At 41.0% G+C, this 19469-nt stretch carries 15 protein-coding genes (1 of these 15 cut by a window edge); 4 read left to right on the forward strand and 11 right to left on the reverse strand.

Annotation, left to right across the window (positions count from 1 at the left end; translation table 11 throughout):
- From MKS91_RS01860 to MKS91_RS01870, 3 genes are all read right to left on the reverse strand, one after another.
- Positions 1 to 1053, reverse strand: partial view of a CPBP family glutamic-type intramembrane protease gene (locus tag MKS91_RS01860; protein WP_258569144.1) — the 5' portion only. 102 nt of this gene lie to the left of the window's left edge; 1053 of the gene's 1155 nt are visible here — the first part of the coding sequence; it begins with the start codon at positions 1051 to 1053; the stop codon falls past the left edge of the window.
- 219 nt (positions 1054 to 1272) lie between these two features.
- Entirely contained in the window at positions 1273 to 1452 is a 180-nt protein-coding gene (locus MKS91_RS01865) for a hypothetical protein (RefSeq protein WP_258569791.1), read from the reverse strand.
- 290 nt (positions 1453 to 1742) lie between these two features.
- Complete coding sequence (locus MKS91_RS01870) at positions 1743 to 2201, reverse strand: hypothetical protein (RefSeq protein ID WP_258569145.1); 459 nt, start codon at positions 2199 to 2201, stop codon at positions 1743 to 1745.
- A gap of 122 nt (positions 2202 to 2323) precedes the next feature.
- Between MKS91_RS01870 and MKS91_RS01875 the strand changes: the two genes are divergently transcribed.
- Entirely contained in the window at positions 2324 to 2875 is a 552-nt protein-coding gene (locus tag MKS91_RS01875) for a hypothetical protein (RefSeq protein WP_258569146.1), read from the forward strand.
- A gap of 36 nt (positions 2876 to 2911) precedes the next feature.
- Here the strand turns inward: MKS91_RS01875 and MKS91_RS01880 are convergent, their stop codons facing one another.
- The 6 genes from MKS91_RS01880 to coxB all read right to left on the reverse strand — a co-directional run bounded on the left by MKS91_RS01880 (position 2912) and on the right by coxB (position 11138).
- Complete coding sequence (locus tag MKS91_RS01880; protein WP_258569147.1) at positions 2912 to 5113, reverse strand: TgpA N-terminal domain-containing protein; 2202 nt, start codon at positions 5111 to 5113, stop codon at positions 2912 to 2914.
- Positions 5114 to 5218: 105 nt separating this feature from the next.
- Entirely contained in the window at positions 5219 to 6823 is a 1605-nt protein-coding gene (locus tag MKS91_RS01885) for a hypothetical protein (RefSeq protein ID WP_258569148.1), read from the reverse strand.
- 10 nt (positions 6824 to 6833) lie between these two features.
- The gene (locus MKS91_RS01890; protein ID WP_258569149.1) at positions 6834 to 7703 is read right to left on the reverse strand and encodes a cytochrome c oxidase subunit 3; all 870 of its coding nucleotides are present in this window, start codon (positions 7701 to 7703) and stop codon (positions 6834 to 6836) included.
- Complete coding sequence (locus MKS91_RS01895) at positions 7700 to 8482, reverse strand: hypothetical protein (protein WP_258569150.1); 783 nt, start codon at positions 8480 to 8482, stop codon at positions 7700 to 7702. The genes MKS91_RS01890 and MKS91_RS01895 overlap by 4 nt, the downstream gene beginning before the upstream one ends.
- Positions 8401 to 9963, reverse strand: coding sequence for a cytochrome c oxidase subunit I (gene ctaD / locus MKS91_RS01900; protein WP_258569151.1), 1563 nt, complete (start codon positions 9961 to 9963; stop codon positions 8401 to 8403). Before ctaD ends, MKS91_RS01895 begins: the two co-directional genes overlap by 82 nt.
- Positions 9963 to 11138, reverse strand: a complete 1176-nt coding sequence (coxB, locus tag MKS91_RS01905; RefSeq protein WP_258569152.1) for a cytochrome c oxidase subunit II — start codon at positions 11136 to 11138, stop codon at positions 9963 to 9965. The genes ctaD and coxB overlap by 1 nt, the downstream gene beginning before the upstream one ends.
- A gap of 95 nt (positions 11139 to 11233) precedes the next feature.
- Here coxB and MKS91_RS01910 point away from each other — a divergent pair, with 95 nt between their 5' ends.
- A complete protein-coding gene (locus tag MKS91_RS01910; RefSeq protein WP_258569153.1) occupies positions 11234 to 11746 on the forward strand; it encodes a dihydrofolate reductase in 513 nt (170 codons plus the stop codon).
- On the opposite strand, the gene MKS91_RS01915 is transcribed toward MKS91_RS01910, so the two are convergent.
- The gene (locus MKS91_RS01915) at positions 11679 to 15278 is read right to left on the reverse strand and encodes a hypothetical protein (RefSeq protein ID WP_258569154.1); all 3600 of its coding nucleotides are present in this window, start codon (positions 15276 to 15278) and stop codon (positions 11679 to 11681) included. The genes MKS91_RS01910 and MKS91_RS01915 overlap by 68 nt on opposite strands.
- A 216-nt stretch (positions 15279 to 15494) precedes the next feature.
- On the opposite strand from MKS91_RS01915, the gene topA reads away from it, so the two are divergent.
- Both topA and MKS91_RS01925 read left to right on the forward strand, forming a co-directional pair.
- Positions 15495 to 17732, forward strand: coding sequence for a type I DNA topoisomerase (gene topA / locus MKS91_RS01920; RefSeq protein WP_258569155.1), 2238 nt, complete (start codon positions 15495 to 15497; stop codon positions 17730 to 17732).
- On the forward strand, positions 17725 to 18243 hold the full coding sequence (locus tag MKS91_RS01925; RefSeq protein WP_258569156.1) for an L-threonylcarbamoyladenylate synthase: 519 nt from the start codon (positions 17725 to 17727) through the stop codon (positions 18241 to 18243). The genes topA and MKS91_RS01925 overlap by 8 nt, the downstream gene beginning before the upstream one ends.
- On the opposite strand, the gene ftsZ is transcribed toward MKS91_RS01925, so the two are convergent.
- Positions 18230 to 19468, reverse strand: coding sequence for a cell division protein FtsZ (gene ftsZ / locus MKS91_RS01930; RefSeq protein WP_258569779.1), 1239 nt, complete (start codon positions 19466 to 19468; stop codon positions 18230 to 18232). The two genes, MKS91_RS01925 and ftsZ, sit on opposite strands and share 14 nt — an antisense overlap.
- Position 19469: the final 1 nt, after the last annotated feature.

Genomic DNA, 19469 nt, shown 5'->3' on the forward strand with positions numbered 1-19469 from the left:
ACAAAATCCTGTAATGGATACTAGGGGAATGGCCAAGCCATCAACGGCAAACACAAGAACAGGGGATGCTGTAAAGACAAGATGGTTCCATATATGATGAGCGCAATATGATGATGCTATGCTCCCCATAGTAAGAGCTAAGAGTGACCACAGAGTTCCCTGAAGCGTAAGTAGAAGGTAAGTGAGGACCTGAGTACTCTGCTGACGCGCTACAAAGTGCACCAATCCAAATAACCAACCATTTAATACACTTACTGGCAAAATGTCAAAAAATCCCCGGGGTGATTCCAAATTAGAGGTGAGTAATTTTTCTTTTTGAAGCCAGTGTATTCCAACAGCTCTAAATATGACTTCCTCACATAGCGGTGGTATAACAAGGAGCATGGGGATAGCCATAATGAAAGCAAAAGATGTGTATATGATAGCGGGTAAAAAAAGGCCCTGAAAGGTTAGTACTACCGTGCAGAGTGTGCATAGAGCAACGAGACCTAGCGGGGAGACACTGGTTAGCTGATTTACAAATTGTTTAGTGAGGTCAACCCAAGTTTCGTAAGAAAATAGTTTCTGGCTATCACTAGGATTGATGTACCAGAGGCTTGCAAGATTTGCTGTACTAATCTTTGTGGCCAGTATGAAAGTGAAGAGTAAACTAGTAAACATTACTTGAATGAAAAATAGTGGAGGCAAGAAATAGTATAGTAGGTTTTTAGTTACATCGTATAAGGCGACCAAAAAAACCATTTGAAATATTTCCAATAGCACTGATAGAATAGGATATGTATCTACCATAAAAAGTTTGTGCTGGAACGCTTGAATGAGAGCAATTGCTGAAATACACTCAAGGCCAAGCAGAGATCCCGCTGTTATTAACAAGACTTTAGCGAGTTGCCTAAGCCTTGTTAGTATAGGAAGGGCTTCTAAAGGTTTTGTAGCATGTTGCAGATATGCATGTTGAGAGCATAGTGTAAGGACTGCAGATATGGAGAGTATTTGTATTAAAAAATTAGCAGGTATTGCAAGCCCTGTTACCGCAGTAGCTGCTATATAAGCCATTAAAAGCCAAGAAAATCCTTCTCTAAATGCATTACTAAAATGAGTCGAGAGGATATGTTTTTCACGCATTTTTTTACCTATCATTTATCGTAGTACAAAATACACATTTAGGCATGGCATGTCAAGAATTTTAAAATAAAACAGTCACCTAGAGTGTAGATCTGAGCCCTCTCTTTGAAAAAATCTGTGCTGTTTTACACTGATGGTAATGAAGAGATCTCAGCTAGCAGCATTTCTAATTTCAGCATCGCTTGCCACCACCAAAAAGTTATTAAGGATATCGTTTAAATCCATACCAAGAAAACCGTCATGGCCTCCAAATCCATCAAATGGTTGTGGCTTGTAGCATTGGTATCGCCAAAAAGGATGCGGGGGACTTACCGCAATGCAATTATTCAAAAACTTCCTCCTTTACCCTCAGCAGCAGATATCCATAGGACAAAGAGATCACACTAGCGAACTTACAGGAGGTGGTGCAGCAGCACGAAACAGCTGCCCACACATCTCTATAACATTAGTAAAAAGCTTTAGCTATACCAATTATGACCCCTCTCAAAAAAGGATAAGATTACACACTTATCACAGAATCTAGCAATTGTAGTTCAGATAAATTCACGCACTAAAAAATGCCATAGAACCCATCACATTAAATCCTTCTGAGAATTGAGAGCCCTATCCTCTAAATTTGCTTATCTTCCTGATGATGGCTGGCTCTGTGATTCAGTAATTTGTTCATACAGCTCTTTTTGAGACAGGAAACCAGCTGTCAACTCAAACGCTTCTGATGAAAGCTCAAGACTAGAACGACGCTTGCTTTCATAAAATTTTGCCGTTTGATTTAAAAAGCCCACTCTCAATTGATCGGATGTTAGCTTCTTAAATATAGTCTCTGCAAATTTACGTTTAGAGGTGATGTGAGGCATAATGGCTTCAGGATACTTACCCTTATATTCCTTTAGCACATTAAATACAGACTTTAAGTTGTCCTTACTCGATTTTTTCATAGCCTTACGACAGCTTTTAGCAACACGCTCCTCATGCTTATATTTTTTAGATTTTTTATGCTGCTCTTGTTGTATCTTTTGGCACAAAAGCGCTCCGTCATCTACTACAATAATATTGGATATAAAGTTTTCTTCTTGTTTCATTATTATTACTTTTTTTAATTTATACTAAAATACAAGACCTTATAAAGAAGTCAACTTAAAATACAATTTATTGACATTGGCGCTATTTTCTTATAAAAAGTATTATCATATGAGAAATAAAAATGCCTATTATAAAACAACCTTACCAACAAGCAATCGCCACAAAACTCCTGACAGAAAAATGGCTAAAAGTCACACCTAAGCCAAAAAGCCAGTATAAGCCTCTCTCCAAAGCACTAAAAAAGTCATATACAAAAGTATTACAAGGCAAGCTTAGAGCCTCGGGTATTAAAGATCTAATCATGGAGCTTCAAAGCAAAGGGGTTTCTACAGACTCTGTACTGGCTTTATTGAGCACACACCTTAAACCCAAACAACAAAAATATGTTGAACGTTTTTTTTCAATCATAAAACACACAAAATACAAGCAGTATATGATTACAAACGCCACCTTTAAACAATCTATTTGCAAAAGATTCAAACCCAAGCCTATAGTAGCTCCGACAAGGCCTTCTGAAAAAGCCCCCCAAAGAAGCTCTTCACGGAAACGCCAATTAAGAACACCATACAATATTTCTGATCGAAACCTTCCCGTTCCCGGCTATGATGCCTTTGGTATCGAGAACCAGGCCTTTCTTTTAGAAAAGTTTTCTCGAAGCCGTAAAAAACCATAGCGACAATCACACCCGTGATCTAAGAGGTCAAACACCCTAAATGTGGCAACCACACCCAGATAGATAGGAAGGGGCTGGTAAATCCGGCTTTTCTTCTTGTTTTTTCCTTACAGCAGAGCAACAATGATGACTGGATGTTGACTCAAAAGAAAACTGTTTAAGCCCATTAGAAACGGCTGTTGAAATACTCGACACAACCTTTGGGTATGCACAAAATGCTTCGACTTCTAGTACCATCACGCCAAATCCGGAGACCATTAAAGCACAACTTGCCCACATAGCAGGCATCGCTCCATACATCATAAAGTATCCACTCGGGAACAAAACAGCCGCCACTGTGACCAAAAGCGCTTGAACCAACAATATTCTTGAGAAACTTTGGGCACTATGTGTAGTATGCACAAATTCATTCATACCCTCGGCATCAAATTGCGCCCAATTTTTAAACCATCCCGTTAATACATTCTGTAATTCTGGACTGGGATCTACCCCGATTCCTAAAACATTCGGTTGCGCCATAATCTTCTTATCATTATTCCCATCGCCAAAATAGACTATTGATTTACTATTAAACTGTTTTTCTCTAAAAACCTTAAGCTTTCTACAGCATTTGGTATATGACTGATCTGCTAACACCAAAACAGAATCAAAGCCTATCTTCTTTAAATCTGCTCGGAATGAGCCTTCAAATTTTGCAGCTGAGCCTGAAATAAACCCTACAACATGATTCATCATACGCTTAAGGTATGATTCTGCCACACCATTCATTTGGTAAGGCGCATCTGGACCATCCTCAGCCTTTCTAAAATATAGCGTCCTACTTCGATCAAATAAGTACTCAAATGCACCAAAATTTGGCCATGCAAAACTGGATAAGATTTTACTGCTGAAATTAAATGATACATCCTGCTTTTTCGTCAAATAGTGACGACTTAAACGGTATTGGAAATATGGCAAGATTAAAAAGATACAAGGGCAAGCCGCCAAAAGCGTATGCACTGCCAGAGCACAGGCTACCGTGACATTTGACGCATAGAATCCAACCCCTACTGCAAGAACAATGGTTGCTACAATTGCCGATGGCACCAAATACATCGCAACACGATCAAGTTCATTGCGCTCTTTCTTTGCAACGTTTGTTTTTTCTTTGGCTATAAACCAACCACCTTTATGAATCGTTACATTTTTTGGGAGTACGTTTGAGGGAAAGCAAGAAAGGCCTAAAGACACCTCATGACCTTGGTACTCTTCAGTTAACTTCAATCGCTGAGCTCCTATTTCTCGTTTTCTATCTGCCTCATCGAGCTTATCAAGACCTATTCCTAAAGCTGATGAACTCAATATTTCAACATCATTTTCCAACTTAATCTCTGATTGTCCATCATGGACAAAGAAGTAGTGCCGTTTTTGCAAACGGTCCAAACCAAAATCTTTAAAAAAGACAACCGTTGCAGCCAAGACTGCATCATGCAAACAAACAATGTGCCCAAGCCCCATCATGCTTGAAGCTATAGCCAGAGTCATGGTTAGAACAATCACAAAAGTTAGCGAAAAATTACAATCAATACTGGGGTTACTGACTTTGAATAAGCCATATACTGAAGGGACACTTGCTGCGATGAAAAACACAGGTGAGACCATATAAGACAGCACCAATACTCCGGCCTGCCACGCTGTAATGGATAAAAACTCATGTACTGAGTCCTTAACATCCCCACCTCTCAAAAGATAATGAAAACTTAAAGAAAACACGGGTAATGCAGCTGCTGCTAATAACATACCAGACAATGGTGCTACAGCCATGATCACTGCAGACAACATCCCTGCTAATGCAATATTTGCCTCACGACTCAGTTGGAAAAAATGTGGCTGAACCATCACAATGAGTACCGTCATATTCAAGTACCATACCATTGATGCTGGAACAATCGCCATAAACTCAAGACCTGCGCCAATGACAAAAAGTGCCAACATGGCCAGCACCAAAGCATCACGCCATTCAACCGAAAAAGATTTCGTAATCGGTTTTATATCCCCTGCTGGATAATCGTGACCGTCATCAATCGCAATAGCGACTTCTTCATAATGGCCCGTAACATGAGAAAAGCCAGAAGCCTTATCTTCATGAATTTTCTGATGATTGCCTGACTTAGCATGAGCTGCACAGCATGGTGCAAAATCATGACTATGGCCATGATTGGATTTTTTTGGTCGTACCCCATGAATAAGCTTTTTCATTATCAAACCCCTAACTTAAAATATTGTCATCGTTTAACAACATCATACCTAAATACTGATGTATTGCAAGAATTTTATATTTAAAACAAATAACTTACAATCTTGCTACTTTACTGAATGTCCTCGGCCTTGGTCCTGGCTATAATTAATATCAGAGCGGTTGTAACACGCAGCATTATCCTTAATTCTATCTGCCACAACTTTACAATGGTTCGTTGTTGATAAAAAAAAGGGAAACATTGCACAAAGAATCAGAGGTGAGTTCCATACCCATAACAGCGCCATAGCACAAAACCACATCACAGAACGTAGGCGATAATACCATAGCATACACACCAAATCTTTATTACACGCTTTTATCAACATATCGCGAACTACCCTGCCTGTGTCATGAAACGGCACATAATGCTGACTATTAACCTGCTTTAAGTAGTATGATTGATTGCCAAGAATTTTCCCTAATGCTGCGTATGCTCTGGTAGATTTAGATTTCAACATACGCTCAACAGAGTTTTTTACTGTATCTAGGTCACTGGTACACCATGTATGAAAGTACCCCACTAAAGCATTCTCCGTTTGTGCCGCCCAATCAGGAGAACGCCCTAAGAACAAAGCTCTAATTTTGACAAACCTAGGCCTTTGTTGATCACTACCATACGCCTCTTCAATGCATTTCTGTTGAGGTAACGATAGATGCCCTACGACATCACCTTCAAAAAATTCAGTCTTACGATTCTTTAAGCACGCCTCAACCACATAGCGAAAAGATAGTGGTTCTAACTGTGGTGTTGCTGCGAACGCTAGAAAGTTCATATTATTAGCATACAGCATCGTCAAGTACCAGTGGCTCAATAACCTTGACTGACTCTCAACATTGCCTGCCAACAGTTCATTTTTATCCGGTATATTACTGAACCCCCATGGAAAATCATTCCAACTCGGAATCAAGCCTGGCTGATATGGCTCACCAATTTTTTCATAATATTCCGTTAAAAAATCTTCATAAGATTTTGTAGTATCAGGCCTTTTTTCATGATCGAAACAATCTAATAGAGCCAATACTCTATCTTTACCCATATCGCTATAATCACGTAAAATAGACTGCCAATTTCCCTCACGAATCAATCTATTGAGATTACCATAGTCAGTGGACAGCTTAGAGCTGCTCTTGCTATGTGTGCAAAAATAGCTCACAAAATCACTACTACTCAAGGGCGCCTCTAAAGCAAGAGATAAATGTTGTAGTATTGGATGATCAACAGCAATTTCTTGGCTATCATTCATTCTACCCACAAGCTCCATATATTCTGCATATGACCTATTAACAAAAAATGGCAACAATGAATTCGTCTCCTGGTATTTATAGGATGATAAGCATTGATGTGCCTCTCGAAAAATTGCATAGATATCATCAAGACGGCAATCTGTCAAAAACAACCAACACAATTGATCTGTTAATTCATCATTTTTAAACAGATCTCTTGAAACCTTACCCTCTCTAACCTCAATAATTTTATCTAACGATATGACTACACCCAGCTTCAGTTTTGCGATCATTGCATATTCAAGCTTGACCCCTCCCTGATCACATAAAGCAAGAATTTGTCCATAAAATTCATCATTTTTTTCGCCCGTGTCATTTAAGAGTGCATAAGCCAAATCACGAATCGGATCTTGAGTTACCCCGTCAACTATACCATCATTTATCATCAATACCCTCCTATACCCAATAGACAAAAACAAACAAAGCCAACCATACCACATCAACAAAATGCCAATACCAAGCAGCCGCTTCAAATGCAAAATGTGATTGATCAGATAAATGTCCCAATGATAGTCGATGATAAATAACCCCCAGAATCACCGATCCGATCAAAACGTGCAAACCATGAAAACCTGTCATCATGAAAAATATGTTGCCATAAATCCCTGAGCTCAGTGTCAAACCACCTGCATAAGCATGATGGTACTCTAAAACTTGAAGTCCTAAAAATACAACCCCTAAGGCAATGGTTAAAAGCAAATACCTTTTTGCTTTTTGGATATGATTATGAATAAGCGCAAAATGCGATAACGTTATGGTAACGCCACTTAGTAACAAGATAGCCGTATTGATCACAGGGATACCAGCTGCTTTCATTACCATTCCTGGGGCCTTAACAAGATCAGGGGCTGGTGTTGACTCAAGTGGCCAAGTCGCTTTGAAATTTGGCCAAAGCATGGTATGGGTCATGATCTTGCTCTCTACCAAACCCGATAACTGCGGCAACACCCAGGTCCTAATGTAAAACAATACCCCAAAAAATGCTGCAAAAAACATCACTTCCGTAAAAATAAACCAAATCATTGACCACCGCATGGACCGATCTAAAACGGCATCACCAGCAAGTACCGTCCTATTTTCTTCAATCACCACTGCAAACCACTGAATGATGGTCCAGAGCAATAAGCCAAAACCTATAGCGGTAAAACCATACCCAATCGCGGCACCATGTAACCAATTCCCTAAGCCAATCATGAGAAGCAATAAAGCCACCGACCCCAGAACAGGTAGATAACTCGGCGGTGTGACATGTGTCTCTTGACTCATGAACGAACTCCTATCTGTTCTGCATGGTGCATTTTCTCCCATGCATCAGTCTTACCCAACTCTCCTACCCCGTTGATATCCTGAAACAACAACAAGATTGCCGTTTGCCACAAGTCATCGGGTACATCAGCATTGAACTTTACCTCAATGGGAAACTGTGTTCGTTCCCAGGCTGGCAAATGAATAACATCTGGGGTCACCAACCCAAAATAAGGCTTGATTGTCCGAGGATTTGTTGAAATCGATAGCTTGATATCTAATGCTTTATTCGCATGATTTTCGAGTGTGACATAAACCAACCGACTCTCACCTGACCCAAGCTCTAGCTGACTTTCTGAAACAGTGATGGCAATGGGCAACCCACGATATTTTTCAAACATGATATCAATATCTACCGGGTGTGAAGACGCCGATTCTGGCAACGCCACGTTTCCATGGCATAATATATGATATAATGGCACCATCGCATAAGAGAATGCAAACATCGCTACCCCAAAAAACCCCAGTATCAACCCATGCCGCCGAGTTCTATCCAATACTTTAATGGTGTCTTTGATCCAACCATAAGTGACATATGCTAAAAATACACCACAGGCAATAAACGCGTAAATTGCAGGGTTAGCGCCTCTAACCCACAATAACATCGATAAGACCAATCCTATCGTAGCTGCCAATGCTTGAAGATGCAATACCATACTCAATCCCACTCGTGGACACTTTTTGTCACCACAGGCTGCACTAAAAATGAATGGTGTGGCGCTGGTGAGTCTATCGTCCATTCCAACCCTTTGGCACATTCCCACACCTGCGCTGTTGCTTTCTCTCCCTGCTTAAAAAACACCACCTTAATCACTGCGTAAACAAATATTAGCTGCGCAATCCCAAATAGAAAACCACCAATACTCACAATTTGATTAAAGTCTGCAAACTGTAAGGCATAATCAGGAATCCGCCTCGGCATCCCGGCAAGACCTAGAAAATGCATGGGCAAAAACGTTAAGTTTGCCGCAATCGTGCTTAACCAAAAATGCCAGGCACCCAAGGTTTCAGAGTACATTCGACCCGTCCATTTAGGCAACCAATAATACACCCCTGCCACAATTGAATAATAGACCCCTGTAACGATCGCATAGTGAAAATGACCTACCACAAAATAGGTATCTTGATACTGGTAATCAGCAGGAACAATGCCTAACATTAAGCCACCAAAGCCTCCCAACGTAAATAAGAACAAAAATCCAATCGCAAACAGCATGGGCGTTTCAAACGTTAGCGCCCCTTTATACATTGTTGCCGTCCAGTTAAACACTTTGATTGCGGTTGGTACGGCGACCAAAAGTGTTGTAAACATGAAAAATATCTTCACTTCAACACTCACACCAGTCACAAACATATGGTGGATCCAAACAATAAATGACAAAAATGCAATGCAAGCGATTGCATATACCATAAAATTTGCACCAAATAACGGTTTTCGACTAAAGGTTGGGATAATCTCAGAAATAATACCAAAAGCCGGCATCACCAAAACATACACCTCTGGATGGCCAAAGAACCAGAATAAATGCTGGAACATCAATGGATCCCCGCCTCCTGCTGCTGAAAAAAAGCTTGTTCCAAAATGCCTGTCTGTTAGCAACATCGTCACCGTACCGGCTAAAATGGGCATGATGGCTAACAGTAAAAATGCCGTAATCAACCAGCTCCAAACAAATATCGGCATTCTATGATACGTCATGCCTGGAGCTCTCAAATTAATAATCGTCGCAATAATATTTAACGCCGCCAAAATCGATGATAGCCCGAGAACATGAATAGACAATATCATAAAATCCGTACTGGGTGGCCCATAGGTCGTTGATAACGGGGCATACATTGTCCAGCCAAAATTTGGTGCACCGCCTTCCATAAAAAACGTACTACCCATTAAACCAAACCCCACTGGTAACAGCCAAAAGCTCCAATTATTCAATCTGGGAAATGCCATATCAGCCGCACCAATCATCAAAGGAATTTGCCAATTCGCAAACCCTGCTAACGCTGGCATAATGGCACCAAAAATCATAATCAAGCCATGCATGGTAACCATTTGGTTGTATAAGTTAGGTTCTAACAAAATCCTTCCAGGCTGAGATAGCTCCACTCTAATCAGTAAAGCCATTGCCCCTGCTGCTAAAAACATCAATAGTGAAAACCATAAATACATCGATCCAATGTCCTTATGATTCGTTGTAGACAGCCAGTAACCCAATTTTCGCATTATGTTCCCTCTTTCAGTCCCAGTTTCACCCGCATCTCAGCCACCATCTCTGGCGTCACAATACTACCTGCATATTGGCCATATTTTTCTTGATCGCCATTTCCCCATGCATTTCTTTCATAAGTAATAACTGCGGCAATTTCTTCATCGGTTAACTGATCAGCATAAGACTGCATCGCCTTTCCTTGCACCCCCAATAATAAGATCTTAATATGCTCTTCTGGCGGCCCTGTCACAATGGCTGTTCCAACAAAAGATGGAAAGACAGGCGGCATGCCCTTACCATCATCCTTATGACATGCGGTACAGTTGGCTTTATAAACCCCTAAACCTTTCTCCATTACCTGACTTTTATCCTCAAAATCAATAGGCTCACTTTCAGGCATCGCCAACATGATATTTTCTGAATCCAAATCATAAGTTGGCTCCTTGCCTTTGTTGTCAAGCCACGCTTGATAGTCTTCTTGTGACTTTGCCTCTAAGACAATGGGCATATATCCGTGCATCATACCACAAAGCTCCGTACATTGTCCTCGATATATTCCTGGCTTTTCAATGACTGCCCATGCCTCTGACACATACCCAGGCATCGCGTCTACTTTGATTCCTAGCTCTGGCACCCACCATGAATGAATGACATCTTGCGACGTGAACAAAAACCGAATTTTTTTATGAATGGGAACGACAATGGGCTTATCGACTTCAAGCAAATAATGCGTTCCTTTCTCTTCCGTACCCGTTATTTGCCCGTAAGATGTTGCCAAATTACTATAAAAAGAAATATCCTCATCCAGATAATCATATTTCCATTTCCACTGAATCCCAGTGACCTTAACACTGACATCTGCTTTAGAGGTATCCACCATATCTAACAATACGCGTGCTGCTGGATAGACCATTCCCATCAATATAATCAATGGTACAATTGTCCAAGCAATCTCCACTGCGATATTTCCATGAAATGTCGCTGCCTTGACCCCTCTAGATTTACGATGTTTTAAAATGGTATACGTAATGACACCAAAGGTTAAAACACCAACAACCAAACATATATAGAATATTAACATATGTAATTGATAAATATCATGGCTAATCGGCGTGACGCCTTCTGGCATATTGACCAATGGCACTGCTACTGCTGAATAACACAGTATGAGTCCTACTAAATTCCACATCCTTTTTAACACGCACATTCCTTAATTATGCAACCAGGCACATTTGCTATGTTACTAAAACTTCGTTAAAATGTCCAAAAGATTAGCGACTCATTATGAACCTCTCAATCATTGCTGCTTTTGATCATAATCAACTGATTGGAAACAACAATAAATTACCCTGGTCAATCCCTGAAGACTTGGCTTATTTTAAAAAACACACCCTGAACGGCACCATTGTCATGGGAAGAAAAACATTTGATAGCATTGGAAGGGCTCTCCCAAAAAGGAAGAATATCATTATATCATCACACCATAAGACCTACCCAAACACAAGCTGCATCCACCATCCCAGCATGCTCTTTGAACTAGAAACGACCACTCCTATTTTTATCATTGGTGGCCGCTCTATCTACCAGTTTTTTTTACCGTATACCCAAACGATGATCATCACCCATATTGACCATGCTTTCAAAGGCGATTGCCATTTCCCAACCATTGACTGGCAACAATGGTCCTGCCAATCAGAAACCATTGTCCCAGCTCGTGAAGACAAACCTTTTACACACAGATATTGCATTTATCAACGACAAGATAGTGATCTGCCTTCGGGCCATGATCCTGAGTAATATCCCGCAATCCCATTTTGGTACATAACCCGCCAAACGCAATCTCATCACCCTGCTTGATCACCAAGCTAACGTCAAAGTCCATGACCTGAAGATCATTTGTATGTATCAACCCACTATATGTTGCCCATATAAAACCAACCTCTGGGTATTGATCCAAAAATCTTTTTACCTCAACAACCAATCCTTGTTTGGTCGCTGGCAGCAACGCACCATATAAATGCACCCCACAAGCGTTTGCAATCCAATGCACTTTAGATCTATAAAAATGCCTCTTCACACTTGACCAAATCTCTTTGGTGAATTGCCACTCTTTGTTGGATCGCAATAACCGCATGTCTAAATCATCATGTGCTTCAGCAACGGTTGCAAACAACTCACGGCAAAAACGATCTTCTTCATTGTAAGGATTGTGAACAAAACTGACTCTATTAAAATGATACTTCATCCACCCTTTAATATTTGCAAACCGACTACGACTAAAGCGATGTCCTGCTCTATATGCTTTAAGTAAACCACGCCATACATCTTGATACACAGCCCAGAGTGAAATGGCGCCTGTCTCAATCAAGTACGCAAACATTCTATGCATTTTATGATGTTGATAGACATACTTTTCAGCAAAAACCGAGACAATACCTTTCATCAGGTTCTCTGGAATACCCCACTCAAACATTGATTCAATATCTTGGTCTTTCCAAGTATAATTGACTAAGAACTGATGCCAAATAGTTGACATATCCATGAGTGCACTAGACGCCTTAATCCCTTTATAACGCGATGGTGACGATGTGTATGCCATGGCAACTTCCTGCAAGCTAGCACCTCGAGCAACCAACCCCTTTAACGCCGCTTGAAAATCTTCTCGTGGACTTGCATTTAGCAACAAAAAGGCCTTTTCTCCCTTGATCTGAAGCTGATAATGGTTCGTTAAACATTTTGAAAAGATAGCCTCGAGTTCCTTGACTGGAACTTGGCTGCTACATAACCAACGGTTGCCCGAGGGGCCACTTGCCATCTGAACATAAACACTCCCTGGCTGGTGCGTTTGTTCAGGCGCACCAATCATCAGCTGCTGGTGCTTATTCTGAGCGATACGTACGCCTGATTGCTCAACAAAATATTGATCTGGTAAAAACAAGTAGCCACTGGGTTGTTCAGCAATTGGCCCAACATACGAAAACATCTCGTTATCAATATGAACCTGATATGGTATCACAAAATCTTTATATGTCAGCTCAACAAACCATTGTTGATATAAATCCAGTTGTAGCATGTACTTCTTCTCTTGACGATGCCCTTTTTCTTCGTGCGAGCTTTTCTTATAGCGCGACTTATTACGTTTTTTCTTCTTTGTTTCTTTAGGGAGAAGAACAGGGTTCTTTGAAAAACCCAGAGTCGCACACTCACCATCCATAGGTGGTAAAAAAAACAATGCCCCAAAACCTTTTGATGACATGGCAAAATCATCCCACACACTCGATATGCTGGTATATGGCACATCATCACCTAAATCAAGAGGCCCCCTCCCCCTTGACTGGTCCAGCTTAGACAGCATCTTATCACTTAGCTTAATACTTTGATTTTCAAGAACACATAGTAATTTAGAAAAGTGATGAATGATTGTCACCATCTCTAGTAGCCGTGATTCACTCTCTACTCCAATAGATAGGCGCATGATCCTACCAACACCTGACAAATTGGATAAGGAAAAGCCAAAACTCATTCTTTGACAAACACCCAGCTTTTGGGTTAAAAATTCTATGATTTTACTTGCCCCTACATCACTTGAGCTAACGATTTTCAATGATATATATGGCATCTGTCCATCCGTGTTTGGTATCAACACCAAACCCTTTTCACCCAGAACATGTTGAAGCTGATTATAGACATACCGTGTATTCTCTTGCACTATTTGGGTATATTGGCTGATTTCTTCTGATGTTTCTTGAAGCAAGAAACAAATATAATACTCAATACGCTGCAGCCCTTCGCTGGCGTTATAGCTAGGTAACGGATCACAACCAAAATGAATGTATATCCCCCCTGGTGTAATATCCGAACCTAGCTGCAACAGTTTTGCACAACTCTGAAACATATGTATGTCTAAGGCGCCCTCATCGACTAAGCCCTTTAATTCTCTCAGTGTTTCTTGTAGAAAAGGATCACGATAATCATCCATGGTGATATCTAATGCCAAGATTAATCGATCTAGTCCTGATTCTATTCGCCCTTTTGTAATTCTCTTCACAATCGCCACAATATCTTGAGGAAATTGGTCCTCTACTGCTGCATTATTGGGATGCAATTCAGCAAAAAGCATATCAGGATAGGTTTCAAGATCCTGGAGATTTTGTTGCATATCAACCCTAACACCAAAATGTTTCGCGCATGACATCAGTAGATGCTGGCTCTCAAAATATTGCTGATTGGTCACCGCAATTGTCTTCACCTGACGTCCCATCACATAGCGCACAATGAGCTGTGTTATCACTGACATAGAGTATGGATATAGCTCAGCAGATGTAGGCTCTAGACCCAGATTCTTGGTCACCAACGCTTTTAACGACAAACGTCGAGTATCACGTTTACATAGTGATGGATGACAAAATACATAAACCAACTCACTTAACGACTCATGAGCAAAAACCCAGTGATGCAATGTTTTGTCTTTGCTTTGTAAATAAGGAACGACTTCATGATCAACCAAATATTGAAAAACAGGCTTAATTTGCTCATCCAACATCGCTACCGTTTTATTATATAACTTCTTCATGGCTCGACACAATAACTGAGCGCTTTTATCAGACGCCTCTGACTCAAATAAATGCTCCATCAAAGGCCCTGAAGCTATCTTCGAACTAAAAAATCGCCTCTCTACATCCCTGTCTATGGCGTATGAGTTTAAGGCTCTGGCTTGCTGAATTAATTCCAAATTCATCTCTGCCCGCGTGGCCACCAATCCCGCATTATTAACCAAAGACTCTGGCTCCCCATTATTACAAAGCTTAACCTTACCCTTATTTCCAATCTTTCCTCGCCAAGTAAATACAATCTCAGAAGACGCTTTATACAGCAGCATGACCTCGCCAGACCTCCCAAGAATCATGCTAGGGATCTCATGGCAGTTATCCAATGTTATCTCAATTTCAAGTATCTGGTTCTTACCAAGAACATTAGCACTCTTTGTTGGTGTTCTATCCAAATATTGGTACAGCATCGCAACACCTCGTTCTGTTGTTAGTCGAGCACTGGATTTGCGACCACATAACTGCTGAATACTATTGATGATATCTTTAGGCAATAAGTCTTTTGCTAAAGCCCAATAAATTCTACCGTCAGTGCGCCAATAAGAGGCGCGTATGGGCTGATATGATATAGGAAGGGGTCTTTGTGCCTGACGACTTAACGTATCATTTATAACTGGCGCATTACGATGACCATACTGGTATACATACACGTATAATGCAGAGCATAACGCCAGCTGTTTCTCCTGGCTCGTCACCCCCTTTAAAAACACTTTCAAAAACATCTACCCTCTCAAAAAACATTTAAAGTAACATAACTGCTTCAAACTGTCTTTAAAACAAATCGTATATTTAAAAAAATAATATTTGGTCTCTAATCATGAGAAAAATATCCTTAATATGCAGGTTTGAAGGTGAAAAACATCCCCTATTATCAATATTCTATTCCTTATTTGAAAAATACGTGCTATAACATACCCATATCAACGCTGGATTTGACTGTGAGCAAGCAACAAACACTGGTGATCGTAGAGTCTCCAACAAAAGCAAAAACCGTAGGCCGAATGGTTGGGTCATCCTATACTGTTCTAGCCTCATTTGGGCATGTTTTCGAACTAATCCCTAAAAATGGTGCTGTTGAACCTGACAATCATTTTCACATGAACTATCAGCCCGTTGAAAAAAACTTAAAACATTTAACAAAGATTGTTTCCTCAGCAAAAAAATCTACCACCTTAATTTTAGCAACTGACCCCGACCGCGAAGGTGAAGCAATTGCTTGGCATATTTGTGAATACCTTAAAGAGAAAAAGGCTTATGACCATCTGACCGTTAAACGCTCAACATTCCACCAAATCACCAAGAAAGCAATTATTCATGCCATAGAGAATCCGAAAGATCTCAACATGCATCTTGTTAATGCACAACATGCTCGACGTGCAATGGACTACCTCCTGGGATTTAATATTTCCCCCTTAATGTGGCGAACCATTAAGCCGGGAACCTCTGCAGGAAGAGTACAAAGCCCCGCATTGAATCTCATTGTATCCAGAGAAAATGCCCGTAACCAATTTGAGACACAAGAGTATTGGTCAATCACAACAGAATCTAGCATTCAAAAGCATCCTGTGACACTCACTTTATACGCCCAAAACCAGGATAAATTGGATAAGTTTGCCATTACAAACGACAAAGAAGCACAGAAAATTGTCTCAGAGATACAAAAACACAAATCAGCCGCTGTTTCTGACATCAAATCTCAAACACGCTCACGTAACCCTAAGGCACCCTTTACCACGTCAACCCTACAGCAAGAAGGTTCAAATAAACTTGGATTTCCCACAGCAAAAACCATGAAAATTGCTCAAGAGCTTTATGAAGGAATTGATATTGATGGACAGCAAGTCGGTCTGATCACTTATATGAGAACAGACTCTGTCCACATTGCCACAGAAGCCATTCCTGAAATTAGAGACTGTATTGTCAACACCTATGGGTCTGACCATATTCCTGACAGCCCAAGAGTCTTTAAAACCAAAACAAAAAATGCTCAAGAAGCACACGAAGCAATCCGCCCAACGCATTTTGATTTTCCACCCAATAAAATTAAAGAAGCATTAAGTAGCGATCAACTCAAACTGTATCAGCTTATCTGGTCAAAAACACTGGCGTCACAAATGATACCAGCACAAATTGACAGCACCAGTGTCTTTGTTGATATCGACCAGTTCCAATTAAAAGCAACCGGCTCTGTAATAAAAGTCGCAGGGTTCTTAAAAGCCTATGATGACGACCAAAAACAAGAAAGCAAATTGCCTCAAATTCATGCAGGTGATTCTGTTGCACTACTTGAAACCAACCCACACCAACACTTTACTGAACCACCACCACGTTATACGGAAGCCAGTTTGGTCAAAGAACTCGAAGAACTTGGCATTGGGCGACCATCAACCTATGCCTCAATCATCAGCACGCTGAAAAAACGCCAGTACGTTGAGATTGAAGGACGTAAATTCATTCCTACCGACATTGGTGATGTGGTTAATAAATTTTTGACGCTCTACTTTACCATGTATATTGATCATCAGTTTACTGCCAAGATGGAAGATTCCTTAGATGATATCTCCAGAGGTGAGCAGGGCAAAGAAGCTTTATTAACCACGTTTTGGACAGGACTCAGTGAACAAGTGCAAACCATCAGCTCTGATGTCAAACGAAGTGATGTCACCCATGAAGAGCTTGATGAGAAATGCCCAGAGTGCGATGCCACATTACTATTGAAACTCGGAAAGCATGGAAAGTTCATTGGCTGTAGCCAATATCCTGAATGCAACTATACGAGACCATTAAATGAATCGGCAGAAAAGGTTGAAGAGAAAATTGATAAACCATGCCCTGAGTGCTCTAGTGATTTGATCAAAAAACATAGTGCAGCAGGTTCATTCATTGGCTGCAGTAACTATCCCAAATGTAAACATACAGAACCTTTGCCTGAAAACATTACCGATGTTGATTGTCCAAAATGTGCCAAAACCAAACTGATTAAGCGCAAATCGCGACGTGGGAAAGTATTCTTTGGCTGCCCTGCGTATCCAAAGTGCAAATACGCAACTTGGAATACGCCAATCAAAAAAGCCTGCCCAGCATGTAAGTGGCCTATTATGACTGAAAAAGTTTTGAAAAAGGGCACTGTCATCGAATGCCCTGAGTGTAAACATAAAATTGATTCTGATGCTTAACATTGATCAAGCTGTTCAGCACTTAAATACTGGCGGCATATTAATCTACCCAACAGAAACTGTTTATGGCATAGGCTGCTTACCCTCAAAAACACAAGCCCTTAATCAGCTATTAGAGATAAAAAAACGCCAGCGCCAGTTTATTTTAATTGCTGATGACTGGCAACGCTTCAATCACTGGGTCGATGAATCTATGCCACTAAGCCATCTCAATACTCCCAAGCCAACAACCTTTATTGTTAAAGCAGCAACACATGTCCCAGATACACTAAAAAACCTTCAGCAAGAAATCGCCATTCGGAAAATCAAAGAACATGCGATATCTAGGCTCCTGAAGCAACTTGAAGAACCGCTTATTTCAACCAGCGCCAATCTCCCTGGAGAGGCCACGCCGACTACCACTGAAGGGCTTATGAAAGTTTTCTCATACCCCATCCTAAATGGCAAGCCTGGAGGACAATCTCCCTCAAGGATCATCCATTTTCAATCAGGTCAAATTATTCGACCTTAATATCTTCCTGACGTTTCAGGAAATCTGGAATGTTTAAGTATGCAGGAGAATCCTCTCGAGGACTCTGGACATTTTTTACTGGCTCCGTCACAGGCATAGCATTGTCTTCGTTCTCATGCGCATCAATAACAGACGCTTCTGTTGGCACATGTACATTAGGTTCAGGCGTGACAACAGGGGGCGCCTCCTTAACATAAGCTGGCCTAGCATTCATCCGTTGATACTCTGCCCTATTTGGCAAATCAACATCCTGTTTTTGACGATCCAACCCCGTAACGACAACAGTGACTCTCAAGGCCTCTGCCATTCCCTCGTCAATCACTGTCCCAACAACAACATTCGCTTTTTCTGAAGTCACCTGACTAATCAATGATCCGACTTCCTCAAACTCACCAATAGACATACTCGAGCTTGCGGTAATATTCACCAAAACGCCTTTAGCACCATACACATCTAAATCTTCCAGCAAGGGTGAAGCAATTGCTGCTTGAGCTGCTTGTTTTGCACGCTCAGATCCTTCTGCTACCCCGGTCCCCATCATGGCCATTCCCATTTCAGACATCACGGTTCTCACATCAGCAAAATCAACATTGATCAGCCCTGAATGTGTAATCAAATTAGAGATCCCCTGTACTGCGCCCAGTAGGACTGAGTTTGCTGTTTTGAAGGCACTCATCAACGTGACTTCTTTGCCAAGAACAGAGATTAATTTGTTGTTGGGGATTGTAATTAAAGAATCAACATATTGCGTCAGCTCGCTGATTCCTTGCTCAGCAATTTGCATCCTTTTGGCACCTTCAAAAACAAATGGCTTTGTTACAACCGCGACAGTCAATATCCCCATTTCAGTCGCAATTCTTGCAATTTCAGGTGCCGCACCAGTACCAGTTCCACCCCCCATCCCAGCAGTGATAAACAACATATCAGCCCCAGAAATTGTTGCTTGAATCAGCTCTTCAGTTTCACATGCTGCTTGTTTCCCTACTTCTGGATCTGCGCCTGCACCAAGGCCTTTGGTAAGCTTTTCACCCAACTGGATTAACTCAATGCCTTCATGCTGATCTTTAAATTTCTTTAGTGCCTGAACGTCTGTATTGGCTGCAATAAAACTGACACCGTTGATTCCTTCCTGGAGCATAGACTCAAGCGCATTACCTCCTCCGCCGCCAACACCACAGAGCATGATGTTTGCCCCTTTCAAATCCGCTTGAACTGACACTATTATC

This window comes from Candidatus Synchoanobacter obligatus, from assembly GCF_024259865.1.
GTDB lineage: Bacteria > Pseudomonadota > Gammaproteobacteria > Comchoanobacterales > Comchoanobacteraceae > Synchoanobacter > Synchoanobacter obligatus.